The sequence below is a fragment of the Bdellovibrio bacteriovorus str. Tiberius genome (assembly GCF_000317895.1).
GTDB lineage: Bacteria > Bdellovibrionota > Bdellovibrionia > Bdellovibrionales > Bdellovibrionaceae > Bdellovibrio > Bdellovibrio bacteriovorus_F.
On the sequence record NC_019567.1, the window covers coordinates 1,381,926 to 1,407,311 of the forward strand.

At 49.8% G+C, this 25,386-nt stretch carries 24 protein-coding genes and 1 tRNA gene; 12 read left to right on the top strand and 13 right to left on the bottom strand.

The window, feature by feature from the left end; genetic code table 11:
- The first annotated feature begins 108 nt into the window (after nucleotides 1-108).
- Nucleotides 109-831 carry a DUF4010 domain-containing protein gene (locus tag BDT_RS06635; protein ID WP_235046287.1) on the top strand — a complete coding sequence of 241 codons (723 nt, stop codon included), beginning with the start codon at nucleotides 109-111 and terminating at the stop codon, nucleotides 829-831.
- On the opposite strand, the gene BDT_RS06640 is transcribed toward BDT_RS06635, so the two are convergent.
- The 3 genes from BDT_RS06640 to BDT_RS06650 all read right to left on the bottom strand — a co-directional run bounded on the left by BDT_RS06640 (nucleotide 828) and on the right by BDT_RS06650 (nucleotide 6,048).
- The gene (locus BDT_RS06640; protein WP_015090471.1) at nucleotides 828-4,163 is read right to left on the bottom strand and encodes a beta strand repeat-containing protein; all 3,336 of its coding nucleotides are present in this window, start codon (nucleotides 4,161-4,163) and stop codon (nucleotides 828-830) included. The two genes, BDT_RS06635 and BDT_RS06640, sit on opposite strands and share 4 nt — an antisense overlap.
- A 92-nt stretch (nucleotides 4,164-4,255) precedes the next feature.
- Entirely contained in the window at nucleotides 4,256-5,536 is a 1,281-nt protein-coding gene (locus tag BDT_RS06645; protein ID WP_148278745.1) for a sensor histidine kinase, read from the bottom strand.
- Nucleotides 5,537-5,643: 107 nt separating this feature from the next.
- The gene (locus tag BDT_RS06650) at nucleotides 5,644-6,048 is read right to left on the bottom strand and encodes a J domain-containing protein (RefSeq protein ID WP_015090473.1); all 405 of its coding nucleotides are present in this window, start codon (nucleotides 6,046-6,048) and stop codon (nucleotides 5,644-5,646) included.
- Nucleotides 6,049-6,332: 284 nt separating this feature from the next.
- Between BDT_RS06650 and BDT_RS06655 the strand changes: the two genes are divergently transcribed.
- The 5 genes from BDT_RS06655 to BDT_RS06675 all read left to right on the top strand — a co-directional run bounded on the left by BDT_RS06655 (nucleotide 6,333) and on the right by BDT_RS06675 (nucleotide 13,099).
- Nucleotides 6,333-6,752 carry an SWIB/MDM2 domain-containing protein gene (locus BDT_RS06655; protein WP_015090474.1) on the top strand — a complete coding sequence of 140 codons (420 nt, stop codon included), beginning with the start codon at nucleotides 6,333-6,335 and terminating at the stop codon, nucleotides 6,750-6,752.
- A 399-nt stretch (nucleotides 6,753-7,151) separates the two neighbouring features.
- On the top strand, nucleotides 7,152-7,916 hold the full coding sequence (map, locus tag BDT_RS06660; RefSeq protein ID WP_015090475.1) for a type I methionyl aminopeptidase: 765 nt from the start codon (nucleotides 7,152-7,154) through the stop codon (nucleotides 7,914-7,916).
- 126 nt (nucleotides 7,917-8,042) lie between these two features.
- Nucleotides 8,043-9,425: an adenosylhomocysteinase gene (ahcY, locus tag BDT_RS06665; RefSeq protein WP_268742070.1), complete on the top strand. Its 1,383-nt coding sequence runs from the start codon at nucleotides 8,043-8,045 to the stop codon at nucleotides 9,423-9,425.
- A 306-nt stretch (nucleotides 9,426-9,731) separates the two neighbouring features.
- Nucleotides 9,732-11,321, top strand: coding sequence for a methyl-accepting chemotaxis protein (locus tag BDT_RS06670; protein ID WP_041577293.1), 1,590 nt, complete (start codon nucleotides 9,732-9,734; stop codon nucleotides 11,319-11,321).
- Between the two features lie 104 nt (nucleotides 11,322-11,425).
- Nucleotides 11,426-13,099, top strand: a complete 1,674-nt coding sequence (locus tag BDT_RS06675; protein WP_015090478.1) for a thioredoxin family protein — start codon at nucleotides 11,426-11,428, stop codon at nucleotides 13,097-13,099.
- On the opposite strand, the gene BDT_RS06680 is transcribed toward BDT_RS06675, so the two are convergent.
- The 5 genes from BDT_RS06680 to BDT_RS06700 form a co-directional block, all read right to left on the bottom strand.
- Nucleotides 13,096-14,229, bottom strand: a complete 1,134-nt coding sequence (locus BDT_RS06680) for a DNA alkylation repair protein (protein WP_015090479.1) — start codon at nucleotides 14,227-14,229, stop codon at nucleotides 13,096-13,098. The genes BDT_RS06675 and BDT_RS06680 overlap by 4 nt on opposite strands.
- A gap of 27 nt (nucleotides 14,230-14,256) precedes the next feature.
- A complete protein-coding gene (locus BDT_RS06685) occupies nucleotides 14,257-15,150 on the bottom strand; it encodes a hypothetical protein (protein ID WP_015090480.1) in 894 nt (297 codons plus the stop codon).
- Between the two features lie 99 nt (nucleotides 15,151-15,249).
- The gene (orn, locus tag BDT_RS06690; RefSeq protein WP_015090481.1) at nucleotides 15,250-15,777 is read right to left on the bottom strand and encodes an oligoribonuclease; all 528 of its coding nucleotides are present in this window, start codon (nucleotides 15,775-15,777) and stop codon (nucleotides 15,250-15,252) included.
- 76 nt (nucleotides 15,778-15,853) lie between these two features.
- Nucleotides 15,854-16,261, bottom strand: coding sequence for a response regulator (locus tag BDT_RS06695; RefSeq protein ID WP_235046288.1), 408 nt, complete (start codon nucleotides 16,259-16,261; stop codon nucleotides 15,854-15,856).
- Between the two features lie 100 nt (nucleotides 16,262-16,361).
- Complete coding sequence (locus BDT_RS06700; protein WP_015090483.1) at nucleotides 16,362-16,637, bottom strand: heavy-metal-associated domain-containing protein; 276 nt, start codon at nucleotides 16,635-16,637, stop codon at nucleotides 16,362-16,364.
- A 168-nt stretch (nucleotides 16,638-16,805) separates the two neighbouring features.
- On the opposite strand from BDT_RS06700, the gene BDT_RS06705 reads away from it, so the two are divergent.
- The 3 genes from BDT_RS06705 to BDT_RS06715 all read left to right on the top strand — a co-directional run bounded on the left by BDT_RS06705 (nucleotide 16,806) and on the right by BDT_RS06715 (nucleotide 18,550).
- Nucleotides 16,806-16,882, top strand: a tRNA-Asp gene (locus BDT_RS06705).
- 173 nt (nucleotides 16,883-17,055) lie between these two features.
- On the top strand, nucleotides 17,056-17,850 hold the full coding sequence (locus BDT_RS06710) for a substrate-binding periplasmic protein (RefSeq protein WP_148278930.1): 795 nt from the start codon (nucleotides 17,056-17,058) through the stop codon (nucleotides 17,848-17,850).
- A 184-nt stretch (nucleotides 17,851-18,034) separates the two neighbouring features.
- A complete protein-coding gene (locus BDT_RS06715) occupies nucleotides 18,035-18,550 on the top strand; it encodes a hypothetical protein (protein ID WP_148278746.1) in 516 nt (171 codons plus the stop codon).
- Between the two features lie 5 nt (nucleotides 18,551-18,555).
- Here BDT_RS06715 and BDT_RS06720 read toward each other — a convergent pair whose 3' ends face one another.
- Nucleotides 18,556-19,095: a hypothetical protein gene (locus BDT_RS06720; protein WP_015090487.1), complete on the bottom strand. Its 540-nt coding sequence runs from the start codon at nucleotides 19,093-19,095 to the stop codon at nucleotides 18,556-18,558.
- 205 nt (nucleotides 19,096-19,300) lie between these two features.
- Here BDT_RS06720 and BDT_RS19360 point away from each other — a divergent pair, with 205 nt between their 5' ends.
- Complete coding sequence (locus BDT_RS19360; protein ID WP_235046289.1) at nucleotides 19,301-19,438, top strand: hypothetical protein; 138 nt, start codon at nucleotides 19,301-19,303, stop codon at nucleotides 19,436-19,438.
- Nucleotides 19,439-19,461: 23 nt separating this feature from the next.
- On the opposite strand, the gene BDT_RS06725 is transcribed toward BDT_RS19360, so the two are convergent.
- Nucleotides 19,462-20,952, bottom strand: coding sequence for an acetyl-CoA hydrolase/transferase family protein (locus BDT_RS06725; protein WP_015090489.1), 1,491 nt, complete (start codon nucleotides 20,950-20,952; stop codon nucleotides 19,462-19,464).
- Between the two features lie 158 nt (nucleotides 20,953-21,110).
- Here BDT_RS06725 and BDT_RS06730 point away from each other — a divergent pair, with 158 nt between their 5' ends.
- Complete coding sequence (locus tag BDT_RS06730) at nucleotides 21,111-21,875, top strand: hypothetical protein (RefSeq protein WP_041577294.1); 765 nt, start codon at nucleotides 21,111-21,113, stop codon at nucleotides 21,873-21,875.
- Nucleotides 21,876-21,888: 13 nt separating this feature from the next.
- Here BDT_RS06730 and BDT_RS06735 read toward each other — a convergent pair whose 3' ends face one another.
- The 3 genes from BDT_RS06735 to BDT_RS06745 are packed head-to-tail and all read right to left on the bottom strand — an operon-like array spanning nucleotide 21,889 to nucleotide 24,295.
- The gene (locus BDT_RS06735; protein WP_015090492.1) at nucleotides 21,889-22,413 is read right to left on the bottom strand and encodes a dihydrofolate reductase family protein; all 525 of its coding nucleotides are present in this window, start codon (nucleotides 22,411-22,413) and stop codon (nucleotides 21,889-21,891) included.
- Nucleotides 22,410-22,718, bottom strand: a complete 309-nt coding sequence (locus BDT_RS06740) for a hypothetical protein (protein WP_041577296.1) — start codon at nucleotides 22,716-22,718, stop codon at nucleotides 22,410-22,412. The genes BDT_RS06735 and BDT_RS06740 overlap by 4 nt, the downstream gene beginning before the upstream one ends.
- A gap of 2 nt (nucleotides 22,719-22,720) precedes the next feature.
- Nucleotides 22,721-24,295, bottom strand: a complete 1,575-nt coding sequence (locus BDT_RS06745; protein WP_235046290.1) for a L,D-transpeptidase family protein — start codon at nucleotides 24,293-24,295, stop codon at nucleotides 22,721-22,723.
- A 230-nt stretch (nucleotides 24,296-24,525) separates the two neighbouring features.
- Between BDT_RS06745 and BDT_RS06750 the strand changes: the two genes are divergently transcribed.
- Entirely contained in the window at nucleotides 24,526-25,383 is an 858-nt protein-coding gene (locus BDT_RS06750) for a trypsin-like serine protease (RefSeq protein WP_041577298.1), read from the top strand.
- Nucleotides 25,384-25,386 lie beyond the last annotated feature (3 nt).

A 25,386-nucleotide genomic window follows, 5' to 3' on the forward strand; every position in this document is an offset into this window, starting at 1 on the left:
TGGGTGAGGGCAGGGTTATTCCTGCTCTTTCTTTTTGGCGCATCGAAGGTGGTACCGGCCGGTTCCATCGATCCCTGGGGGCTGTTCCGCCCCCAGAAGATTCTATTTATGTTCTTTGCTCTTTCAACACTGCAGGTGATGGGAAAGGTGTTGTCTTCCTTTGTCGGTCACCGCGCCGGAATGCTGATGACTGGTTTTCTTGGAGGCATGCTTTCAAGTACGGCCACCACGGTGCGACTGGCCAAAGACAGCCATGACACCGAAGGCTCCCAAAGTGTCAGGATGGCCGCAATGCAGGCGGCGATTCTGGCTATGCTGCTGCAGGCGATTGTGCTGGTCGGTGCAGGCAGTATCGCGGCCCTGCAAGTGGTGTCAGTGCATTTCCTGGCACTATTTGTAATAACAGTGGTGATGATCATTGTTCTATGGCGACGACAAAGCCGCCCGCGACATATTGCGACCGGCCCGGAAAAAATTCTGGATGTCTGGGAGTCACTGAAGCTGACTGTCTTTATCGTTCTGATTTTAGCCGCCAGCCGGGGGGCTCAAGCCTGGATGGGCAACGACGGTTTGATGGCATTAACCTTTGTGGTGTCGTTGTTTGAAGTTCATGGGTCATTGATTTCCACAGCCCAGCTTTTGGCAGCGGATCAGGTGGGGCTTGCTCAGTACGAGCGACTTGTCGAGATGTCCTTGCTGGCAAGTTTTGTATCAAAAATGTTTCTTATCTCCATCATGTCCAGTGCCCCATTTAAAAAGAGGGCACTTTTAAGTCTGATGCCCGCTGTACTGTTTTTGGTTTTGCATCTTTTTGGCTGGATTCATATTTAGTTCTGGCACATATATACGACACGAATATCGTAAATGGCATTCCCCGCGGCAGCGACGTCTGTAGAGAAGCCAAATCCACCATTCGCATTGGCAGAGCATGATCCGGGGCATCCCGGATAGACGGATTCATTTGGACCTAACGCAGAAACGTTACTTTCCATGCCCGTAAGAACACTTTTTGAGATGTACCCAACACAAGTTGCATTGGGAACCCCGTCGGTACATTCCGCGGTAATCCAGTTATGAACGTTGTAAGCTGCGACAGTTGTCCCTGTCTGAGTGGCGTAAGAGCAGACGGTCATTCTTCCAATCGGAGCGCTGGTTCCGATTTTGACGGCACCATTGACTTCAAGTTTTGCAGTCGGGTTCGTCACTCCAATCCCCACATTTCCATTGTGGTTGATCACCATTTTTTCAGAGGATCCCGAAGAGCCATTGTTCGTGGTCTGGAAGGTGATTTTTGCACCTCCGGCTGATGCCGTGTGAGTCTCTGTCGCATAGAAATTGACAGCGGCATTGCCGCCACTCTGGTATTGTGTGCCGTTATAGGCAAAAGCTGTCAGGCTGGTGATTCCCTGTCCGCTGATGACAGCCGTGGGAGATGCCAGCGTCCCGGCGCTTTGGTAGCCCGAGAATGTAGCCATTTCTATTGCGCTGGAAACAAGGGTGGCAACGCGGCCGCCGACATCGGTGCCTTCGCCGACGGCTTGAATGCCTGCTCTATGCGGATGAACAGTCGACGAAGGTACGCGGGTTGCGACCTGTAAAGGCACGGTGGGCGCGGTCGTTCCGATTCCCACGCTTCCAGAGCCAGTGATTCGCATGCGTTCGGAATCAGTTCCGGCGGCCGCTGTATAAAAACGCAGATTCCCGTTCACCGCGGTTGCAAAGTCCGTTTCCGCACTGGAAGAAATTCGTGCACTATAAGCATGGGTTGCGCCGTCGTAAGCGCGGAAAGCCAGCGTACCGATGGTGTCATTGGCAAGCGCCGGATTTCTGGTGGTGGTGGTGCCGCGTGAGCGGACCAGACTGATCTGGGGCACAGCGGTTTCAGAGTTCACGGCCTCCATAAAGATATCATCGCCATAATCAGTGCCATCACCAACGATGTGCAGTTTGCGGGTCGGCGCCGTCGTGCCGATCCCCATCATGCCCGAGCTGTCCATGCGCATGCGTTCAGTGCCGTTCACGCTGAAGCCCAGAATGTTGGTGGCGGAGAACATTCCCGTCGTGGTGTAGCTGCCGAAAGCATATGTTGGGTTGGACGCTCCGTAAACCCCACCACCCAGGCGCATGTACGGAGCATAGCTTCCGTTAAGTTGCATGACGTTGTTGCTAAGATCCATGACAAGACTTCCGCTGGAAGTAAATCGCATGATCCCGCCGTTGTTCGAAATCCCGGTGTTGGTGTTATTGGCGAAACTGATGGAAGGAGCACTCCAGGTGCCATCTCCGATAAGCAACTTGCCAGACCCACTGATGTTGTAAGTGGCCATGTTCAAGTTTGCGGTGGCCGTGTGATTTCCCAGATTGTCACCCACAGACGGAAGCAAAGCTGCCGGAACTTTCCCGGTGCCATCAAGTTCCACCAGATTGCCGGCCGCAGTGCCAAAGTCCTTCGCTGCGGCGGTTCCCAGTCCTGAAACCTGCGTGTTGCTGATTGCGATGTCGGCACAAGTGAACGTGTCGGTGATTGCACTCCAGTTCAGGGTTTTGTTTGCGGTCGCACAAGCTGCGGGCATTTGGGTGTTGCCAGTGACGGTTGAGCGCAATTGGCCAAAACCCACGTATTGCACTTTCCATTTCGTGGCATCATGAACCAGCATCTGGCCGGTCAAAGGAGTTGTCGTGTCTATCGCCACACCTTGGATTTTTTCAACCTTGGTGTTGCTAAGGCCCGCAGTTGAGGTCACATCGCCGGCGACATTGGCGTAATCTGCCGCGGCCATATTCGAACCACTGGTCACAAGACCTTTGGCGCTGACCACAACGCGGTTGTAGGTGCCAGCGGTCACACCCGAATCATTCAAAGAAATAACCGGAGCCGTACCCCCGGAACTGGCCAGGGGAGCGGAAGCGGTGACGCCGGTCACGGTGCCGCCACTGGTGGTCACGGTTGTCCATGACAATTTGCCAGTGCCGTCGGTTTTCAACAGCTGCCCATCGGTGCCGTCGGCCGCAGGTAATTCGTAACTGGAATTTGCGCTTAAGGCCGGGGCTTTCAGTTCTACATAATTCGAGCCGGAATACACGCGGATCCCGCTGGAAGTCTGAATCAGGCCGCTGGTGTTGATGGCCGTACTGCCGCCGATGGTGCCCGATGTGATGGCACCGCCTGACACTTTGCCGGCTGTGGAAATAGTCGCAAGCTTGGAATCTGCAATCGCCGCCGAACCGGAAATGTCCTCGTTCAAAATCGTGCCGTTCACGATTTTGGCCGTGGTCACCGTGTCGTCGTTCAAAGTCACAGTGGCAGCAGGGCTTCCAGAGGAAGACACTGCACCTGTCAAAGAGGTGATCGCACCGGCAGTGCCGGCATTGTCATCTGCCGGTGCCCAGTTCGTACCGTCAAATTTCAGTACTTTTCCCGAAGCCAGGCCGGAGTTCACCACCGGTGTGCCTTTGATGCGATCCACAGAGGTCGCACTTTGAGTGCCTGAAACATCCCCAGTCAAATTGCCGGTGAAACCCGCGGCACTGCCGCTGATGTTTCCGGTGACGTTGCCTCCGGTGACGGTGGGGGCCGTGCATTCAAAAGTGCCGGCAGGGGCGATGTGACGCAAATAGCTGCCAGCTCCGCAGAAAGGCAAAGAGGCTTTGGCGACAAAGTCACTGGCAACTTGAGTTCCCAGTTTCTGCGCGGTTTGTGCGATTTTGGCGTGACCGGCATAGGGGACGGAGCGGATTTCATTGTCCGGTGTGATCAGTTTCCAACCAGTGCCGTCATGGAATTGCACGCGCAGCAAACGTTTGTCGTCAGCAACCGGAGTGTAGGATCCGCCGCCTTCGCATGGAATTGCCGCCGAGTTGTCAAAGCTGTCCAACAATTTAAAACCAGCCGCGGCAGGATAGTTTTTTGTGCCGGTGCCGATGGGAACGTCAAACACTCCGGAAGAGTTGCGCATATCAATGGCGCCGGAAGTTTCCCGGTAAAGGACGCAGGTGCCGTTTGGATTGGTCACCGAAAACTCAAAGCGAACGCCATTGACCTCAAGTGCATCCCCTTGAGCATTTCTGATGCGTCCTTGATAGGTGAGTGAACCCGGTGTGGCGAAGGCCCCCGACGAAAGAAAAAGCAGGGTGAATACCGTTACGTACAGGTGTTTTTCCATACACGACTTATCGGCATATTACGGGGTCCCATTCAGTATTTTTGCGCAATTCTTTACAAGGCGAGGGGGGCTAGAGTCTTGAATTGAGACGTTTACAGGACGGTCTTGACCAAAGGCATCTTCAAAACCACCCGGGTGCCGCTGGGGTCCGACGAGCTGGTTTCTTCACTTGAGAATATCTCAATGGATCCATTCATCATCTGCAGATACTCGCGAACCAGCGGCATGCCATAGCCTGTGCCTTTTTCCCCTTGGGTGCCCGGACGGGTGGTCTGGGCGTTCAGGTTGAAGATGTTGGCCAGGATCTCTTTCGGGATGCCGATTCCATAGTCGCGGATCTCGATGATCACTTCGGTTTCAGTTGGGTAGGCGCGCAGATCAATGCGTTCGCCGGGGTGAGAAAACTTGATGGCGTTATTGATAAGGTTCTGCAGCACAACACTGCTCAGGATGGTTTTTTCGCCATTGATAGGCATGCGGTCGCGCGAGATATCCAGCTGCATCTTGATGCCTTTTTGCTGGGCCGTGGCGACGGTGTTTTCATAAACCTCGTTCAGCACCATGGTCAGATTCAAAGGTTTCAAGGGCATGGCCGCCTTGCCGTCCTTCACGGACTTCAGATGTCGCACCTGCGCCAGCAGATTGACGATGTCATCCACGGCGCGCTCAATCTTGTCCAGCTCTTGCACGCCGGACAGGTTTTCCTCGCGGTCCTCTTTGGCTTTCACCAGATTGTAGGTCATCGAAGACAGGGTGTTGGCGATATCATGGATCAGAACGCGAAGCAGGTTTTCAACGTCGAGGTTCTTTTCCTCGAGGTTCTTCATCAGGGTCTTTTCGCCGCGGATATAGTAGTGGGTGTTAAAGGCCGAGAACAGCAGGAAGACAACGACATTAAAGAGCTTTTCACGGTTATAATCGCCGTATTCCGCAATGACGTTCGGACCGAACCCTTGGGTGCGGGCGAACCAGAAGAACCACAGGATCGCAAAGACGATCAGATAGCCCCCAATCGCCCCAGGAACGCCGACCAGGATGCCGCAGACCAAAGGGATGGCCGTCAGCCAGAAGATGCCCGGCGCTTCAATGCCGCCCGATAGGTAAAGCAGATAGGCCAGGATCAGCGAGCACATCGTGCCCATAACACAGGCAGAGATCAGATAGTTTTTAAGGAACCTTAGGCAGGCTTGCGGAACAATCAGCAGCACCACCCAGATCGGGATCAGGGCCGAGTTGTAGTCGGCGACCTTATATTGGAAATTGAATTTCACTATATAGACAAGCGAGACCAGGAGGGTCAAAGAATAGATGACCTTGAAATAAGTCAGTCGTTTCTTGTAGGCATCCTCAGATGTAAAAGTCAGGTCTCGCATGGTGCTTTATATTCCTGGTTGCTTCCATTATGCAATATCGGCGATGAAACAAAAGGCCTGAGGGTATTTCAGCAATGTAATCTATGTTTAGCTGAAATTTGTTCGTTCTAGAGTGAGACAAGCGGGCGCAAGGTCTCGTAGTGTGCTTTCAACTCTACGAATTGCGGGGCGTTCCCACCGTGGTCGGGATGCAGAATCATGGCAGCCTGACGGAAGGCCTTTTTCAATTCGCTTGCGGTAAAGCCGGCGGGAAGGTCAAAGATCCAGCTTTTCAAAAACTCGTAAGCCTGCTGTTGAGACGGGGAAAAACTGTGAGCTTTGCGTTGTGGACGAACTTTAGGGGCAGGATATTGTCCACGTGGGGAGTTGAATTCTTTGCGACCAACCTGCCCCATCAAGAAGGCAAGGTGGGAGGGGTCGGCATTTAATAAGCTTTCTTCGGAGGCGTTCACGAAGGTTTCGGAACCCATTTTCTCTCTGAGAATTTGCTTGAAGCTTGCCTGAAAACTCATGCCTTTCTTATCGGTACAAGGGGTAAAAGTCTCAGTCCAGAAGGTCGTTTCCCAGTGAAAAATGGACTTTTTTAGAGGGGAAAAGGGGCCTTTCCCTAGGGGAAAACACCGTTTCCCGAGGGGGGAGGGGGTGGTTTTAGAGGGGAAAACGGGGTCTTTTCCGCTTCCCGTGCGAAAAAAAAATGATTTCCCCTGCATTTTTCTTTAGACAAACGACTGGACTTGGATACACACTAAGCTCATTCGAGATAAACAAGACTAAAAACCTAACGGAGGAATTTCGAATGGCAAAAGCAAAAGCTACAAAAAAAGCTACAACTAAGAAAGCAGCTCCTAAAAAAGCAGCAGCAAAAAAAGCAGCTCCAAAAGCAGCTAAAAAAGCCGCTCCTAAAGCAGCAGCAAAAAAAGCAGCTCCAAAAAAAGCAGCAGCTCCTAAAAAAGCTAAAACTGCTCGTAAACCAAACGCAGCTTTCATGAAAGCGTTGACTCCATCTGCAGCTTTGGCAGCAGTTGTTGGTGCTTCTCCACTTCCACGTACTGAAGTTGTTAAAAAACTTTGGGCTTACATCAAGAAGAACAACCTTCAAGATGCTAAAAACAAAAGAAACATCAATGCTGACGCTAAATTGAAAGAAGTTTTCGGCGGCAAAACTCAAGTTTCTATGTTCGACATGACTAAATTGGTTTCTAAGCACCTTAAATAGGTCTTAGCCAGTTCAGTTTTTGAACGACGAAAAAGCCTAGGATTATACCTAGGCTTTTTTTTGCTTTTTTTTCGGGGCCGGTGAAAAAGGCCCATCTCCTGCGTTGTCGGCGGGTCTTCTCGCTCCGACGTACCATGGGTACGCCTCCGCTGCGAGGACCCACCTCCGCCTTGTATATGGACCTTTTTGACCAGCTCCTCGTCCCGTTGTGGGTGGGCTTCCGCTTCGCGGGATCGCCGTTTTGTGGGCTCGACTTCGTCGTCGCCTTTGGGAGGGGTTTGTTAGTTCGATTTTAGAGGGGAAACGGCGGCTTTTATCTAAGGTGGGCTTGGATTTTCCCTGCTCGGGGCTTGGGTTTTGGTCTGTTCAAGGGTGGGGGGCTGTGCTATACCATCCTCTATGGGAATTAAGCCGCTTTCTTTGGAAGAAATCAAAAAGATGACTGTTGCCTGCCGTATTGCAGCCGACACTCTGACCTACCTGGATAAATATATCAAAATTGGTATGACCACGAACGAGATCGATCAGCTTTGCTTCGATTTTATGGCTACCAAAGGTGCCAAGTCGGCATGTCTGGGTTATCACGGCTATCCTAAGTACACTTGTACTTCCATCAATGAAGTTGTCTGCCATGGCGTTCCTGATGACAAAACAATCTTGAAAGACGGGGACATTATCAATGTCGACGTGACGGCCTGGATTGATGGTTTCTTTGGGGACACTTCCAAGATGTACATGATCGGCAACGTTTCTGATGATGCCAAAGATCTTATCGAAACCGCCCGTATGGCTCGTGACGTGGGTATCGAGGCCATCCGTCCGAACGGTTATACCGGGGACATCGGTTTTGAAACGAACAAGCTTGTGACTCGCAAGGGTTATGTCGCCGTGAAAGAGATCGGCGGCCACGGGGTGGGCCGCAAGTTCCATGAAGAGCCGTTTGTTCCATCCTATGGCAAAAAAGGCAAAGGCGAGCGCCTGGTGCCGTTCCACTGTATCACCGTCGAGCCGATGGTGAATCAAGGGACTGACGAAATCATCGAATTCGACATTCCAGGAAGCAGCATTAAGTACTATCATACTGCAGATAGTCTACTGTCCGCACAATTTGAACATACCGTGCTTGTGACAGATACTGGCTATGAAATCTTGACGCTGCCTTAAGCGGCGAAAGCCGGCAGAGCTGGAGTGCCGGTAGGCACGCAAGCTGAAGCAGATTTGAATTTAGAAACATAACAAGACAAGGACTTCAATCAAATGTCATTGACTACGACGAACGGAAAAACCGCTATGAAGAAAAATGCTAAAATGAAAGCTCCTGCAGCAACTAAAGCGGCTGCTAAAACTCCTGCTGTTGACTACAGAGTCAGCAAAGAAGCGATGGAAAACCCAGAGGTTTTCGCAAAGCTTGCTAAATGGGGTCGTGAAGAAATCAAGATTGCTGAAACTGAAATGCCAGGTTTGATGGCTCTTCGTAAAGAATACAAAAAACAGCAGCCTTTGAAAGGCGCTCGTATCGCTGGTTGCCTTCACATGACTATCCAGACTGCGGTTCTGATCGAAACACTTGTAGAGCTGGGTGCGGAAATCCGCTGGTCTTCTTGCAACATCTTCTCCACTCAGGATCACGCAGCAGCAGCTATCGCGGCAGCGGGTATTCCAGTATTTGCCTGGAAAGGTCTGACTGAGGAAGAGTTCAACTGGTGTATCGAACAAACTATCGTGGGTTGGGGCAAAGAAGGCTACAACATGATCCTTGACGATGGTGGTGATTTGACGAACATGATGCACGAGCCTCGTTTCGCCAAAGAAATGAAGAAAATCATCGGTATCTCTGAAGAGACAACTACCGGTGTTCACAATCTGGAAGTCCTTGTAAAACAAGGTAAACTGAAAGTTCCAGCGATCAACATCAATGACTCTGTTACCAAATCCAAATTCGACAATCTGTACGGTTGCCGCGAATCTTTGGCTGACGGTATCAAACGTGCAACTGACGTGATGGTTGCCGGCAAAATCTGCGTTGTTGCAGGTTACGGCGATGTGGGTAAAGGTTCTGCGCATTCTTTGCGTGGTCTGGGTGCTCGCGTTCTTGTGACTGAAATCGATCCAATCTGCGCGCTTCAGGCGGCAATGGAAGGTTTCGAAGTGACGACTATGGAAGATGCAGCTCCACTGGGTGACATCTTCGTAACAGCGACTGGCTGCTGCGATATCATCACTGACAAGCACTTCATGAAAATGAAAAACAACGCGATCGTGTGCAACATCGGTCACTTCGATATCGAAATCGACATGGCTTGGTTGAACAAGAACTCCAAAATGCGTGAAGTTAAACCACAAGTGGACATCCACACTTTGAAAAACGGCAAACAGGTTATCATCCTGGCTAAAGGCCGTCTGGTGAATTTGGGTTGCGCTACGGGCCACCCAAGCTTCGTTATGTCCAACTCCTTCACCAATCAGGTGTTGGCACAAATGGAATTGTTCATGAACCGTGACAAGTACCAAGACATCGCAGTTTACCGTTTGCCTAAACACTTGGACGAAAAAGTGGCGGCATTGCACTTGGATAAATTGGGCGTGAAGTTGACTAAACTTTCCTCCAAACAAGCCAAGTACCTGCACATGAGTCCTCAGGGTCCATTCAAACCTGAGCACTACCGTTACTAGTCAACCCGCAAGGGAAGAGGGGCTGCCCGAGCCGGAAACGCCCAGACAGTCCTCGCGCTAGGGAGCCTTCGTGGCTCCCTTTTTTTATTTCGAAGGTGCCTGGTTGTTTTTTCTGGCTATGGTGCGACAGATGGGGGAGTAGAGTAGAAGTTCTTTTGTGTTGTTAAGAATTTTTGTGATGTTTTGAATTTGGATTTTTTTGAGGATCTTGAGTTTTTCTTTTTTGAAATCAAGATAATTTAACGGGGTTCTGCCTTAGGTTTCTTTACTGAGGGCCCGATAAATTCTCCCATTAAAGGGAGAATCATGAACGTACGCAGTTTGAATTTTAAAGTGTCAATGATTGTTGGGATCCTTGTGTTTTGTTCGGCTCTCATTGCAGTGATGAGCTGGCGCAGTCTTGGGGATTTGAATTCTACTCTGACTCATATTACTGACGTCACCGTGCCTCGAATTGATCGGGATCACATGATGAAAGAGGTCTTCCTTACTCAGGTCATTAATGAGCGAAACTTTGCTTTGAATCCGGCCGGTAGTCCTGCTCGGGATGCGGCTCGTAAGTTTATTGGTGAACGTCATAAAGAGATGGCCGGGATTCTTGAAGAGCGCAAAGCACTGGCGGATGAAGCCGGGCTGAAGCGTATCGCTGAATTTGAAGCCGTCTATAAAGAATGGACCGACCTGAATCAGCAAGTCACTGAGCTTTATGATCAAGGCCATGACAAGGAAGCTCTTAACATCCTTGTCACCAAAGGTCGTGACGTGCGCGTGCGCGGAACTGAAATTGTCGACAGCATGGTGAAAAGCAATAACGAACGCATGCTGGTTGAGCAAAAAGCTGCGGAAGTGGCCTATGCGCAATCCCGCAATATCCTTGTGGGCACGGTTTTGGGGGCTTTGCTGTTCGGTATTGCCTGTGCATTTGTAGTGTTGCGATCTTTGAGTTTCAGTATCAACCGCGTGATTTCCGATCTGACCGAAAATTCCACACAAGTGTCCGGGGCTTCCCAGCAGATCTCTGTATCTTCAGAACAACTGGCCGAGGCGTCCTCTGAACAGGCGGCTTCTTTGGAAGAAACCGTGGCTACGCTGGAAGAGCTGACTTCCATGATTAAGATCAATGCGGACAACGCTCGCGAGGCGGCTCGTCTTTCAGGTGAAACCAGTCAGGTGGCCAGTCGTGGGGATAAAGAAATTCATTCCCTGATGGACTCGATGCAGGCGATTTCCCAGGACTCCAAACGCATTGAAGAAATCATCAACGTGATTGACGATATCGCGTTTCAGACGAATTTGCTGGCCCTGAACGCGGCGGTCGAGGCAGCGCGTGCGGGTGAGCAGGGGAAAGGCTTTGCTGTTGTGGCGGAAGCGGTTCGCAATCTGGCTCAGCGCAGTTCTTCTGCGGCGAAAGACATCACCGAGCTGATCAAAGGCAGCGTCGAGAAAATCGACCGTGGTGCCAACCAAGCTCAACAAAGCGGTAAAGTGCTGGGTGAAATCGTGCAGTCCGCGCAGAAGGTGTCCAGTCTGAACGCTGAAATTGCCAGTGCCAGTGAAGAGCAATCCAATGGGGTTACTCAGATCAGCAAAGCCATGAACCAATTGGATCAGGTGACTCAAGTGAACGCCGCGACTTCGGAAGAAGCTGCTGCGGCTTCTCAAGAATTGTCCGCCCAGGCTCAGCAGCTGGATAAAGTCGTCGACTTGTTGACCTACACCATCAAAGGTGTGCGCCGTGAAATCGCCGCCGCGGTCAGCAGCGTGCAGGCCAAGGGTAAGACCATCGACATCAAGTCCGCCCAAAAACGCCCGGCCCCGGCAGCAGCCCCACGCAAAACCCCAGCAGCTGATTCCATGGACGACTGGGGCAAAGTAGGAACCACCGACGGCTTCTAAAAAAGGTGCCTGGTGACTTTTTACATCTACGCCGCAGCATGAGCGGCGTAGGCATTGTTATCTGCCTTCGCCGTGATAGGGTTTTAAGATATTCAGGAGGACTTATGAAGGTTCTTGGTTTTATCTTAACCCTGTTAATTGCGGCGTCCGCATTCGGTCGTCTTTCGGACGGCAAAGCCACATTCACCGTGAAAGACGGAAAGATTGTCGGCGCCATTCAAAAAGGTTTTCATTTCAATAGAGAAGCCCCTGCCGCTTTCGCTATGAAAGGTGTAGAGATCGCGCCTCTTGTTAAAGAGGAATCTCAGTTGGTCTTTGCTATGCCGACAAAAGAAAACGAAGCCTTTGAGCTTGGTTTCTATGTCTGTGACGACAAAAAAACCGTGTGTGAAGAGCAACGGATCACTTACGTGATTTCTGGCGGAAAGCTAAAGCCTGCTAGCGAAGTCAAAAAAGCCGAAGTCGCAAAGCCGGAAGTGAAAGCCACCGCGGGCAAAGTTCACAAGAATAGCCATGGCTTTATCGAAAACGATCTGGAAGCTGCCAAAACTTTGGCGGCAAAGCTTAAAAAGAATCTGCTGGTTGATTACGGCGCCCCTTGGTGCCCGGCCTGTGTTCGTCTTGAAACGGAAGTCTTTGGCACCAAGGCCTTTAAAAACGTCACGAAGGATTTTGTGCTGGTCGCTTTGAATGCGGATATGAGTGTCAATAAACCGTTCGGCAAACAATATAATATTAAAGCGATTCCGACAGTGTTGATCTTAAAACCTGATGGCACTGAACTTTATCGCGCCCTGGATTTTGCGCCGGCGGATGTTTATGCCAAACGCATCAAGGATGCGAAAAAGAACCTTCAGTCCGCGGCGGATCTTGAAAAGCTGGCACAAGCCGGTGATCAAAAAGCCATCGAGGCTTTGGCCGTCAGTGCCTACAATGCTCTGGATATGGAAACGTCCGTGAAATGGTATCGTCAGATCGATTCCAAGTCCGATCGTTTTGCTTCAGCTGAAACTCAACTGGCGTCTCAGCAGGCCCGTGCCGACAAAAAGTCCGATGAATACCTGGCCATTCTGAAAAAGTGGGCTGATCTGAAGCCGCAAAGTTTCACCAGTGTGACGGCCACCAATGAATGGGCTGAACTCCTGAAAAGTGAAAAGAAGGACCTGCCCGCGGATTTGAAAGAGCGCCTGAAAGCCAATACCGAGTTTTTGCAAAACCTGACCAAGTCCAAAGCCGACACCATCAAATGGGTCGAGGCTTGGGATGTCAGCCCCATGGCCCCGGTGGAAAGAGCCGAAGCCCTTTCCATGTGGAAGGCGTCAGCCGAAGCGCTGGGGCAAAAGGAAGAGATCGTCAAAATTCAGCAGGAACTGCAGGATGAAGTGCGTTCTTTGAAGCTTTCAGAAAAGCGTCCGGGCGAAGTGATGGCGACCCTGTTTTACTTCCGTCAGGCGGGACTTCCTGAAATTGAAGAGTCGTGGTTGCTGAAGCTTGAAAAGGAAAATCCTGACAGCTATGTGCCGCACATGAAGCTTGCCAGCTACTATGTGCGCAACAAGGCCTATGACAAAGCCCTGCCACAGGCCCAACTTGCCGTAGAGCTGGGCGAAGACCTTCGTCTTCATAACTTGAAAACTTTGGCCGAGATCCAGAAGGAACTGAAACAAAAGGATGAAGCCAAAAAGACCATCGAAATCGCTTTGGCTCATCCACAAGTGAAAGAGGATCGCTTCAAGGAAGTTCTAAAGTCCCTGGAGCAAATGAAGAAAGACCTTTAGTCCTTCAAAAGGAAAGTGGCCTTTCTCAGGCTCTTTCCATTTACGAAAATTTCTACGACATGAGAGCCCGGATAAAGCACTCGTGTTGTCACCGGGCGGAAGGAATGCTTTTTGGTGAATTCCATCCGCTCTTTTGCTTTCAGCTCTTTGTTGGCAAGCTTAAAAACTTTGGCTGAATTCGTGCCATTGGCCTTTTTATAATGAATCGCATAGTCCACCACAACCGTGGCGTCCTTGGGGCTTGAAAGGCCAAAGGACATTTCAAGATGACCGCCGGTTTTGACGGTTTTAGGTTTTAATGCCAGATCATGCAGCTTCACCGTGGCCTCAGTGTGATATCCCAAAAGCTTCAAAGCTTCAGGATTGCCAGCCTTCACCTGAGTTCTTAAGGCGTGACGGGTGATCCAGTCGATCTTGGCTTTATGTTCTTTCGGAGCTTCCTTCTGCCAGCGCTTCAGGGTTTTGATCACCACATCCGGATGGGTTTTGGTGATGTCATTCAGGTGATTGGCAACGGACTTGCGTACGTAAAGTTCTTCGTCGTATTTAAGCTCTTCCAAAAGCTTCAAAGTCGGTGCCGGGTCTTTGATGAATTCACGCAGCAGCTCGCCCCACGGCAGGCGGGGACGCGAACCTTCCGAAACCCAACGGCGCACGTGGTGGCTTTCGTCCTGAGTCCAAGCCATCAGTTGTTTCAGAGTTTCTTCCTGACGGTGGATCAGGAACGGACGCACGGCCCATTCAGCAGTGAATTTTTGTGTCAGTGCGTGCAGGCCCTTCATGGATTCATCAAAATGTTCCAGTCCATACACTTGCACAAATTCAGTGAACGCCCACAGGTCAAAACCGGACAGAGGTTCAACGCCGGGTTTGGGTTTGCTGACAGCTTTCAGCAGAATGTTTAAAGCCTTGGTGTAGTCTTTTGGAAGGTGTGATTGCAAGCGACCGCGGATCAGCTGCACGCGGGGTTTCATCTCAAGTGCGGAAAGCTCGCGGGCAAGCTTTTGAAAACTTTTGCTGTCAAAATCAGCGTGGTGATATTGCAGGTGCTCAGCTATGCGGCGTACGAGCGCCTCGTTAATCCAGTTTTTGAAAGCCGATTCGTTTTCAGCGGTTTTTTTCTGCGGCATAAAGCAGCCTTTCCGTCTGATCCGAATCTATTTGGTCGGATCAAACCACAGCTTCTTATTGTCGAAGGGAACCGTTGTTGGCAACAGCGGATTATCAATTCTGAACAGTTTTCTGTTCTTAAGGTTCAGATCCGCGATGACTTTGCCATAGGCCTTGTTAAACATCCGGTCAAAATCACCTGATTCGATCAGTTTTTCCAGGCCGTCTTTAGTTCGGCGTGCAAGTTTTTTGCCCTCGTCCGTTTGTGGGAACCAGAAATAGGTCGGCAGGGGATAGTACAGCAAAATGTTTTCTTCAATCATCAGCTGGGGCAGGCGCTCTTTGCGCGCGTTGAATTCTTCCAGCACTTCCGTCACGCCGCGGGGGAAAGCTGTGGTGTGCGCGCTGAACACAAGGTTTTCAAAGATACGGTCGTAATAAACCTCTTCCAGCACGCGAAAGCCCGCGCTTTCCAGAATGGCATTGTCGCCCCAGCCTTCGCCCTGGCGCATGGGGATTTTTTTCAGCTGATCCAGGGTGGTGATTTTGTCAAAGACGGCCTTGTCTTTTTTATTGATCAGCAGAACGCGATAAGAAATCAGACTTTTATCGATGGGGATGCGAACAGTTTCTAACTGGCGTTCGCGTTTGATCGAGGTTTCACGAATCATCACGGTCAGTTTTTGCGAGTTCGACAAAAGCTCGCGCATCTGACGGTCTTCCGTCATGCGCACGCTGGGCTTTAGAACGTAAGGCCCATATTTATCTTTGGTGATTTCCAACGCCGCCTTCAGAAGATCCCAGTGGTAGGCGTAACGACGATCTATTTCGGACTCTGGCGGATGGTAAATGTAAACCATCTCGGCATTTGGGGTGTTACCACCCAGGCCGGCCAGAGGAAGAAACAGACATAGCAAAAACAGCAGACTTTTGCGCATCATTCAGCTCCTGCTCATGAAAGTAGGGGCCTTTGATTTTCGAGTCAAAAGAAATGAGCATGCGTCCGCTGCCGTAAGATCTGCAGTGGACGCATGAATGCGCTACTTGGTGAAGTGCATTTTATCGGTATAGTGGCGCAGTTCCTGGATGCTTTCGCGGATGTCTTCCAGGGCGCGGTGTTTGTTAGCCTTCTGATAAACGTATTTGAATTTGTTATTGATGATCACTTTCCATGAAGACACATCCACCATGCGATAGTGAAGTCTTCCGGCAAATTCCGGCATGTACTTGTTGATGAAAAGACGGTCTTGCATGATTGAATTCCCCGCAAGAACAGGTTTGTCCTTGGGATCCGGGAAATGCTTTTTAACCATGTCCACAAGCTTGGCTTCAACCTGATCAGCGTCCATTCCGTTAGGCACCTTAGCGGTCAGGCCGGATTTTCTGTGATGTTCCGTGTTCCAGGCGTCCATGCTGTCCAGATACTTCTGGGGCTGTTTCACTACGGTTTCAAATGTTTCCAGTTCTTTGAAGTTCAGATCCGTGACGATGGCCGCCACTTCGATGATCACTTCCTTCTCGACATCAAGACCGGTCATCTCCATGTCGATCCAAAAGAGCTTGTTCATGAGAGTTCCTATTCTAGGGCGCCGTGCGCCCGGATGCTCTCTATGATGATGGATTTGGAAGGGGGAGACAAGACCTTTAGGCCTTCTTTTGCTCCATCCCAGTTTTTAGGGCGCGTTCCACGGTGGAAATCAGCGAGTTTTCATCCCACGGCTTGTCAATAAAGGCATACACGCCCAATCTTTGAGCTTCCAGCACCATGTCCTTCTGGCCATAACCAGTGTGAATGATGAACGGGATCTGCAGGCCGTTTTCACGCATCCACTTTAAAACTTCCAAGCCTGATTTTTTTGGCATCTTTTCGTCAGAAAGGACAGCGTCAAATTGCTGGGTTTTCAGCAGATCAATGCCTTCAATCCCGTTGTTGGCGCGGTGGATTTCAGAGGTGCTGTCTTCAAGGATGGCCGCCAGGACTTCAAGCAGTTCAAATTCGTCATCGATAATAAGCAGGCGACCCTTAGAGGATGCGGAAACTGTGTTAATCATGGGATCATTATGCCAAAGAAGTGCGGTCAGGTCATCGCGCTCGATGGTCAATTTTTTTTAATCGAACCCCCTGAACAGGGGATCCGATGATTCCACAATCTTACTTGGACTTTGAAGAGTTGATGATCTTGTATTCACCGGCTTTTGAAATCGCCGCTTGAATCTGATCTTGAGAAATCGTTGAACCGGCTTTAGGTGAGACAATCACTTTGCCGACAGTAACATCGCATTTTTCCAGGCCATCCATTTTGCATACCTGAGCCTTGATGGAGCGGGCGCAGGAGGTGCAGTGCATGCCTTCCACTTCGTAGGTGATTGTTTCCGCCAGGGCGGTTTGGCACAGTAGCAGGGCGGTCACAGCCAAAAGTTTCTTCATTTTGGGGTCTCCTTGATGGTGCAAAGACAGTATACCCTTCAAAACCGCACGGCTAGGGCTTTATTTGCTCAAAAAGAGGGCATAGGACGCCATGATATTAAGTTTTTTTAAAAATAATGTTGTCAGGGGTGTCCGACTTGGCTATAAATGATTCTCCGAAACGCCACTGGGGTGGTAGTTAAGTTGGTTATAACGTCCGCCTGTCACGCGGAAGGCCGCGGGTTCGAGTCCCGTCCACCCCGCCATTTTTTCCTAAAAATGGCCAAAATCACCGAAGCTGAGTCTTCGGTTTTTTTATGCCTAAAATCTGCCAAAACCATCACAAAATCTTACTCGCAAGCGATTGCTTGCATCTAAGGCACATGTCGACAACACTATCTGCTATATGGGATTTATCACGGATCGAATGCCTACCTATATGCCAGTTATTGGAATTTCATTCGATCTTCCGGGGCAAAAGCGGCGAGTGAAGTCGCTTCTTCTTATCTTCTTCGTGTTAACCATCAGCCTATGCGCTCAGGCTGAAGATAAAATGATCATTCGAGCCTCCATTCCTGCCGGATTGGCCCCACCTTTGCTGATTGAAAAGGGCGATAAAAAAGAGGGTCTCATTGTGGACTATACCAACGCCCTCGCTGAAATCCTGGGTCGTAAAGCTCAGTTTAGCGTCGTCACCCGCTATCGTCTGCTTGGATACTTGTTAAAAGGGCAAATGGATATCCTCTGCTACACGTCCCCCTTGTGGGACAGTAGTCAGGACAAAATGGATTTTTCAAAAACGCTTTTTATAAAACGGGAGATAGTCATTGGTCAGGCCCCCATGCCCAAGACGGTCGAAGGCCTCAAGGGAAAAACTCTGGGAACTATGCTTCAATATGTCTACCCAACTCTGGATCCTTATTTTTCCACCGGAAAGATAAATCGCGAGGACAACGTCAGCGAGGAAGCCAATTTAAAAAAGCTTCTTCATGGAAGAATTCAATACGTCGTCACCGATCAGATCTTTCTGGATTATTTTCGCTTGAAAAACCCGGACATCACAAAAAATCGGCAGACTATTTTTCTTAAAGACTATCCGATCATATGTTCAACCAGTCGCTTGGGACGAGTCACTAAAAAGGACCTGGACAATGCGATCACAAAGCTAAAGTCTTCAGGGAAGCTTGAACTGCTGTTTAAGAAATATGGCAGCACCATGATTAATGGTGAATAAAAAAAGGGTGTCTGGAAGTTCCCAAGCTCGTCTCAATTTGCAACAAGGCTGCGTATTTCAAATTAAGACATAACAGATTTGGTTGGCGTTTTTGGCGCCTTCGACAGTTCTGACGGCGTGGAATCAAGTTTATCCCACCTGGGGCTGGAATGACCTTGGCAATGTAAATGGTCAGAGGTGCCTTATGAAAAAAGTCTTGTTGGCAACTGTCTTAATTTTGAACTTCTCTGCCTTCCATGCTCATGCGAACCTGCTGCCATTCGCTCAGGATGTCAGTGTAGGTGATTACTCTGTCGCTGTTTCAAAAATTAAATTCAGTAAACGCGCTGACGCCGGTTCCTTTTGTCACACTTTGGGTAAACAACTTGGCTTGAACTTGAAACTGGCGGACCTTGAAGAGGTCATTCAAGTTGCAGCTTTCGGTAAACCGCAATTGGACAGCATGATGGTGCAGATTAAGAAGCAAGATGGCTCTGTTGATACGGCTATCGTCGCTTGGGATAACAAGAAAAAAATCAAAATCGACAAAGAGAATCCAGCGAACGTTGATACTCACCTGGTACTTAGAATTCGTGGCGGCGACGGCGTTGTCAGAGAAACAACCCTCAAAGAACTGAAAGAGCTAGGGGCCGTCGATTATCAGAATAGACCCATTGATAAGCTTCCGGCCTTTTGCATTCACGATATTAAAAAACAATAGTCAGGCTATTTGCAGCGAGCCTTTGAACTAAGAACAAGCGCCCGTGCTTGTTCTTCTGTACTGGCAGTGCCGATCGAGCAGGTATCCGCCCCATCCAAGCGAACCGCATACACGACTTCCACATCTGACGTTCCATCTTCCGTGGCTTCAGACAGGCGATAGATAAAGCCAATCCACTGCAACGATCCGCTGCCGTCTTCCAAAGAATTCGTTTTACGGTACATCCATTCCACTTTAGGTGAAGCCAGGTCATGGAACGAGTACGGGTTATTCAGTGCAATCTGCTGACCACCGTAAGCCAATTCCGGATGATAGCGAAGGTCGCCGCCAGCGATGTTTAGTTGATACCCGCCAAAACCCTTGCATTCAGCATCATAGAAATCAATCGGGGACTGCTCTGTTGCCGCACTGATTTCAACGCACTCGGTGGATAAATTAGTAAACACGCTGCCAACGGAGACCTGACGGCCTTCCTCGGCATAGGCCGTCAAAGTGGTCATTGAAATCATCGAAATCATCGCAATTGAAGAAAGAAACTGTTTCATCGTCCGATCCTTTACTGTTGGTAAGTCACTGACGAACTATTTATTGCGCCCGCTAAGAAAACACGAGCGGAACTTTAAGCTCCTGCCGAGTGACAGCAACATTTTGTATGCTTTGAACAGACTTCAACGGGGGCTTTTTATTTGTCTTCTGGTAATGGTGTCGCTAGAATCCTTCCCAATTAGACCCGTCTAGTAAAGGACCGATATGGAAACGCCCCACGATACAGAGATGGCAGAAAAAGAAGTACGTCGCAAAACCCTTTGGGTGCTTGGCTTGACGTTTATTTTGCCGGTACTAATCACTTTGTGCGGCATCTATTACATCGTGTCCACAGGAAAGTAATTCGCCGGATCATTTCAGGCGTTTCAAGACAGCTTCATTGTTCCACGCTCATTAAAGCTTTGGTGCCATGCAAAGGCCCGCTCAATCACATGAGGTGTATGCCCCCCGCGAGCCAGGGCTTCTTTATAGTAAGCTTTAAGCTGGTCGCGATATTCGGGGTGAACGCAACTTTCAATCACACGTAAAGCACGCTCTCGTGGCGCCAGACCGCGCAAATCCGCCAGTCCCTGGTCGGTGACCAGGATGTCCACGTCGTGTTCGTTGCTGTCGACGTGAGTCACCATGGGAACAACGTGGGAAATGTTGTTATTCTTGGAGGCAGACTGAGTCACGAAAATACTTAGATATGAATTTCGGGCGAAGTCTCCGGATCCACCAATCCCGTTCATCAGTTTGTTGCCACCGATGTGGGTGCTGTTGACGTTTCCATAAAGGTCAAACTCGATGGCTGTATTGATGGCGATGACGCCCAGACGGCGAATGACCTCGGGTGAATTGCTGATTTTTTCCGGGCGCAGCAAGACTTTGCCACGATATTGATCCAGATTCGCAAAGAATTTTTCATAGCAGCCTTCAGTCACGGCGAAAGAACAGGCTGAAGCGAATTTCATTTTGCCGGAATCAATCAGTTCAAAGGTGCTGTCCTGCAAAACTTCGGAATACATCTGCAGATTTTCAAAATTTCCTTTCTTGAAGCCGCTAAAGACGGCATTGGCAATATTCCCAATGCCTGTCTGCAGCGGTGGAAGATTCATGGACAAGCGGCCTTTTTTTACTTCCTGATTAAAGAAATCCATCAGGTGATCAGAGATTGCCTGGGTTTTGACGTCGACAGCACTGAGATCCACCGGGCTGTCTTTGATGTCAGAGATAACAATGCCCGCGATTTTCGCCGGATCAATATCCATTGTTTCAGTCCCGATACGAGAGCTGGGTTCTGTCACTGGAATGATCTGGCGGTGTGGCGACAGACCCGTGGCAAAGATATCGTGGAAGCCGCGAATCTCAAGTGGGATGGTCGTGTTAACTTCCAAAATCACGGACTTGGCGTGCCGGGCATAGGTCAGATTGTTGCCAACCGAAGTCGTTGGCAGGATGGAACCGTCCTCATAAATAGCAGCCACCTCAATAACAGCAATGTCCACTGACGGTAAAAAGCCATAAGCCAGCAGTTCGGCAGTTTCCCCCAGATGAGGATCGGTGAACATCACGTCGCCGGTATTAATTTTTTTGCGCAGCAGGGGATCGGCTTGAAAGGGCATGCGTCGGGCGATCACATCGGCCTCGGCCAGCAAACCGTCCAGATTGTGGCCCAGTGATGCTCCGGTCATTAAATTTATTTTCAGGGGATTCTTTTTTGCTTTTTCAACCAGAGCTTTCAATGTGGCTTTGGCATCGCCTGCTTTGGTGAATCCGCTGGCGCCCACGACCATTCCATCCTTGATAAGTTCAGCAGCTTGTTCCGCAGATATGATTCTATTTCGGTACTTTTCGGCAATGCGGTCGCGGTGCATGGAGCGTTCTCCCAAGTGACGTGGTGAAGGAACCAGTGTCTCATCTTGACATGGTTTTTCAAGCGGGAAGTCTTTTGTTGCTGAACTGAATACGTATTAATAAAAAACTGAAATCTCCACCTATGTGCGATATTCCATGGGTTGCTATTATATCAGCCATGAACATAACCAAGACTCATGGTGCCTTTGTTCTTTCGCTGTTGATTTTGACCGGGTGGAATGTCGGGTGCTCTCCGGCGGCAAGTTTTCATGCGCAGGGGGTGTCGGATGTGGGGAATGCTTTGGCGCAAGCCTCGGTCACCTGTTTGGCTCCTGCAGGGGTGTCGGCAAGGCCTTCCACCATTGAAGACGTTGTCGTTCTGATAAATTCACTGCCAAAGCCCGTCACGCTCAGTTGTTTTTTGGAAAGCCTGGAGCGACCCTTGAACATTACTTTGACCAACAGTCAAATGAGCGCGCAACCGGCGGCAGGCAATCGCAGTCCGCGCGTCTTTATCCTGAACGAAAAGCTTTATATGTCGGTGGTTTCCGAAGGACGGGGTCGCGACTATCTGGAGTTGAGCTATCAGACGACGGCAACGACATCGGTGAAGGCTGAGATTGAGTTTCCCATCATGCAATCGATTTCCAAAAGCAAGCCCTACAGCGGTGTGCGCTTTGGGAACGGTACAAACTGCAGTTCTTGCCACCGCGCTGAAAAACAGATCGGCACCATTGAGGGCGCACCCATGTTTGAATCCTGGGCCTATCAGCCGGATAAAGAGACCCTGGTGGACTTGCAGCAATTTGAAAATGAACTGAAGATCTGCAATTTTTCCAAAGAACCTGAACGCTGCGAAATTATCAGGGCCGTCCTGGGACACGGCGAAGTGCAAAGTCAGGATTTTCCGAAAAGCATGTATTTTAATTTTTCGGTGTGGTGATTATAAAACGCGTTTAAAGGACCGTATAAATCACTTCCAGACAGGTCTCACCATGCTGACGAATTTCTTTGATTTTAAAAGCGGTGTCGGTTTGACGGGCGAAAAGCTTTTTGCCCTGATTTAAAAAGACGGCCACCGTTTGAATGTGCATCTCGTTCAATAGACCCTGGTCGTAAAATTGCCCGGCCAGATCACCACCGCCCACAATCCAGATGTTTTTTCCCTGAGCTAATCTCTGCATTTCCTGATGATGGCTGGCAACGTCGCCCTGAACAAAGCGAATGTCAGCGCCGGCGTAAGGTTTAAGGTTCTGATGGGTGAAGACAAAGCAGGGGACTTTATACGGCCATTCTTCAGCATGCTGTTGCATCCACTTGTAGGTCGATGTACCCATGGCGAGGGCACCCACGGTGTTTACAAAGGTATCTATGAAGCTGATATCCGTGGGGCCATTTTTAAACAACCATTCCAAAGAGTCGTTGGGGTCAGCAATATACCCATCCAAACTAGCCGCAGTGAAATAAATGGTCTTCATCATTGATTGATAACATCCAGAATCTGGTTGTTGCCGTTGATTTTAAGTTTCAACGGCACGCGACCTTCCTGAGACTCTGTCAACAAGTGCAGTTTCGATTCAGGAAAGCTCATTAAATTCTTGATGATCAGAAGCTTTGGCAGACCCACTAGCTTAACCATGGCTTCGTTTTCAATGGCTTCGACGTGTTCAACCACGCCGGTCACGTATAGTTGTGAAGACGCGCCGGCGCTGACCGTGGCGTTCGCCTGTGAGGTCACAACGTTGAAAGCAGTGAATAGAACTACGATTAAAAGATACTTCGCCATAATTACCGTCCTAATCCTTTTACTTGAGATAAAATTAACTGATTATGTCCATAAACGTCTTCCACAAAACGGATAACACCATCCGAGTTCATTTGGGAAGTTACAGGTACTAAATAAACCGGCATGGGTTCTTTCAGATCCACACGGGTTTCCTGATCGACCAATTGGCCTTCTTTAACCACGAAGTTTTCAATCTGCGGTCGGGACCATTGCGTTCCGGCAAGAAGGTATTCGGCCAGATCCAGCGGTTTTTCCAAACGCACGCATCCTGAGCTGCGCAGGCGCTGGGCTTCGCCGAACAAATCGCGCTGGTTCGTGTCGTGCAGATAGATCGCATAGGGATTTGTCATCATGAACTTTACAACACCCAATGCATTGTTATAGCTCGGCTTCTGTCTGATGTAAAAATTCACGCTCGAAGACTTAATCGACTTCCAGTTAATGCTGGTGGGGTCAATGGTTCTGCTGAAATCAGCGGTGTACACTTCAAATCTGTTGTCTGTGAAATACTTGCGAATGCCTTTTGTGTCGAGCTTCTTCAGGATTTCAACCTTATCGTTCAGGAATACCGTGGGCGGAATGGTCCATGTCGGGTTCATCACCAGAAATGTGATACGATCCCGCAGTGTCGGAGTTTTTCGTTCCGCGGTGCCATTGATCGCTTTAAAGCTCATCGAGACATTGTTCTTTTTGTCCGTCATCATGAAGTGTGAAAATGCCGTATTCACGAAAATATGACGGTCTTCAAGATTCTGTGGGAACCAGCGCAGTTGTTCCATGTCCGCCTGCAACTGACTGAGTCGATCTAACAAAGACACGCTGAAGAACTTCCAGGTGCGACCGCCGGGTGAAATCACTCCATCCGGTTTCATTTTAAGGTTCATTTGAATGTCGTTGATCGCAATTAACATGTCCTGATCAAAAGTGTCATTCATGCTGTCGATGCGATAGCCCAGCTGACTCAGACGTTCCTTCAGCTTGATGATGACCGGATCTTTTTTACCCAGGGACAAAGGCTTTTTGGCCGGGGTGATTGTTTCCCACAATCCGGTGTCCTTTAATGGATACAGCTTTTGCATTGCCATTTTTAGGGACTGATAAACGGAAAACTGCGGGGCCATTTTATCAAGGGCCTGTCTTGCGTTGCTTTGGCTGCTCAGGACGACAAGGCGAACTTGTTCGGCCGTCAGGAGGTCCTTCTTTTTGACTTTGATATCTGAAGCCAAGCCCGTCGGATTGACCGAGCCGGCATAAACATCGCGCAGAGCCTTCACATAGACGGCCAGAATCTGACGTCGGTCGAAGTCAGCATCCAGAGTTCCGCGCAGGAAGGACTGCTCAAGATCGCTGCTCCAATAGACCGAGGGATTCAGTCCATGCTGCCACACAGACAACAGAGCTTCGCGGATGGAAGCCGCACTAAGGCTGTCGACAGCGGTTAGATAATCAATCGCACCGGGACCCTGTGTGGGCACCGCTGAAAAATAGGGAGGACTTTGAGCCTTCGCCGTCGAAAGCCCGCCTGCCAAAATCAGGGATGTGATCGCAAGAAATAAGCGAACAGGTTGTGTATCCATTTCCAGTCACCTCGTGGCAACGGGTACTACAAGAACTTTGCCAGCGCCGGAAAGAAACTGAATGTGATTTGGATACTATTTGAGAAATATCTTCATATCAGGCTGTCAGGCAGTGACACTTCTGGTGCCTCGCTCAGTCGCTGGACAGCCGGGGTCAGCTCCAGGCGGCTTATAGTTCTTCTAAGGTTCTGTGGCGTAGGCATAAGACTGGCAAGGGTGTTTAAAGCCTTATGAAAAGACTGTTAGTGCTTCTTTCACTTCTATTGATCAACTGCCAGGAAAGCCCGGAAAGCCTTCAAGGGACAGCCGTGGATTCGGCACAAGGGCAAGGGATTATCGGTGGGGCGACGGTTCCGGTTCAAAGTGATCTGTCGCAGATGGTTGTCAGCGTGCGGACCTACTACAACACCCGTGTTGAGATTATTAACGGCCAGAAGGTCGAAATCAATGACGTGTTTCAATGCACGGGAATTCCACTGAGCAGACAGCTGATTTTGACGGCGGGCCATTGTCTGATGACTCCAGATGGGTATTTACGCACGGTCGAATTTAAAACCAAAGCCGGAGAGCATCTGGCCTATGCAGAAGAAACGTTCGTTTTGCCTGAACAGTACAAAGCCGGAAATCAGGATTTTGATTTTGGGATTTTGAAGTTAAAGAAACAGCTGCCCCAGGACATCATTATCACGCCCCTGATGGATCACTCGGTGGGGGACTTGCGCTCTGTTCTTGCGGCCGGTTATGGGCGCACCAATGGCGTCTGGTCTGATATCAAGGGCGATGGTGCTAACACCCTGCGGTCGGTTCAGTTGAGGGTGTCAGCCTTCTCAAAAAATGAAAACCGTTTCCGTGTCCAGCAGACCCAAGGCAAAGGTTTTTGCCAGGGGGATTCTGGTGGCCCTGCATTTGCCCGAATCAAAGGGCAGACCTATGTGGTGGGGATTGCCTCGAAAACCACCCGTAGCTCGGGGGAACCCGCTACGGCTGATACTGAACGCTGCACCGATGAGGGCATTTATATCAACGTTCAAAAGCAATTTGGTATGATCCTAGAGCTGGCCAGGTCGTTAACCCCGGTACAGGATTAAAGC

Coding starts and splice junctions, on each gene's coding strand:
- BDT_RS19360 (WP_235046289.1), top strand. CDS start 19,301: ATGGAAACGCCCCACGATACAGAGATGGCAGAAAAAGAAGTACGTCGC.
- BDT_RS06715 (WP_148278746.1), top strand. CDS start 18,035: ATGAAAAAAGTCTTGTTGGCAACTGTCTTAATTTTGAACTTCTCTGCC.
- BDT_RS06700 (WP_015090483.1), bottom strand. CDS start 16,637: ATGAAGAAACTTTTGGCTGTGACCGCCCTGCTACTGTGCCAAACCGCC.
- BDT_RS06740 (WP_041577296.1), bottom strand. CDS start 22,718: ATGGCGAAGTATCTTTTAATCGTAGTTCTATTCACTGCTTTCAACGTT.
- BDT_RS06680 (WP_015090479.1), bottom strand. CDS start 14,229: ATGCCGCAGAAAAAAACCGCTGAAAACGAATCGGCTTTCAAAAACTGG.
- BDT_RS06670 (WP_041577293.1), top strand. CDS start 9,732: ATGAACGTACGCAGTTTGAATTTTAAAGTGTCAATGATTGTTGGGATC.
- BDT_RS06730 (WP_041577294.1), top strand. CDS start 21,111: ATGAACATAACCAAGACTCATGGTGCCTTTGTTCTTTCGCTGTTGATT.
- map (WP_015090475.1), top strand. CDS start 7,152: ATGGGAATTAAGCCGCTTTCTTTGGAAGAAATCAAAAAGATGACTGTT.
- BDT_RS06640 (WP_015090471.1), bottom strand. CDS start 4,163: ATGGAAAAACACCTGTACGTAACGGTATTCACCCTGCTTTTTCTTTCG.
- ahcY (WP_268742070.1), top strand. CDS start 8,043: ATGAAGAAAAATGCTAAAATGAAAGCTCCTGCAGCAACTAAAGCGGCT.
- BDT_RS06750 (WP_041577298.1), top strand. CDS start 24,526: ATGAAAAGACTGTTAGTGCTTCTTTCACTTCTATTGATCAACTGCCAG.
- BDT_RS06635 (WP_235046287.1), top strand. CDS start 109: ATGTTCTTTGCTCTTTCAACACTGCAGGTGATGGGAAAGGTGTTGTCT.
- BDT_RS06710 (WP_148278930.1), top strand. CDS start 17,056: ATGCCAGTTATTGGAATTTCATTCGATCTTCCGGGGCAAAAGCGGCGA.
- BDT_RS06735 (WP_015090492.1), bottom strand. CDS start 22,413: ATGATGAAGACCATTTATTTCACTGCGGCTAGTTTGGATGGGTATATT.
- BDT_RS06685 (WP_015090480.1), bottom strand. CDS start 15,150: ATGATGCGCAAAAGTCTGCTGTTTTTGCTATGTCTGTTTCTTCCTCTG.
- BDT_RS06745 (WP_235046290.1), bottom strand. CDS start 24,295: ATGGATACACAACCTGTTCGCTTATTTCTTGCGATCACATCCCTGATT.
- BDT_RS06650 (WP_015090473.1), bottom strand. CDS start 6,048: ATGAGTTTTCAGGCAAGCTTCAAGCAAATTCTCAGAGAGAAAATGGGT.
- BDT_RS06645 (WP_148278745.1), bottom strand. CDS start 5,536: ATGCGAGACCTGACTTTTACATCTGAGGATGCCTACAAGAAACGACTG.
- BDT_RS06675 (WP_015090478.1), top strand. CDS start 11,426: ATGAAGGTTCTTGGTTTTATCTTAACCCTGTTAATTGCGGCGTCCGCA.
- BDT_RS06655 (WP_015090474.1), top strand. CDS start 6,333: ATGGCAAAAGCAAAAGCTACAAAAAAAGCTACAACTAAGAAAGCAGCT.
- BDT_RS06695 (WP_235046288.1), bottom strand. CDS start 16,261: ATGATTAACACAGTTTCCGCATCCTCTAAGGGTCGCCTGCTTATTATC.
- orn (WP_015090481.1), bottom strand. CDS start 15,777: ATGAACAAGCTCTTTTGGATCGACATGGAGATGACCGGTCTTGATGTC.
- BDT_RS06725 (WP_015090489.1), bottom strand. CDS start 20,952: ATGCACCGCGACCGCATTGCCGAAAAGTACCGAAATAGAATCATATCT.
- BDT_RS06720 (WP_015090487.1), bottom strand. CDS start 19,095: ATGAAACAGTTTCTTTCTTCAATTGCGATGATTTCGATGATTTCAATG.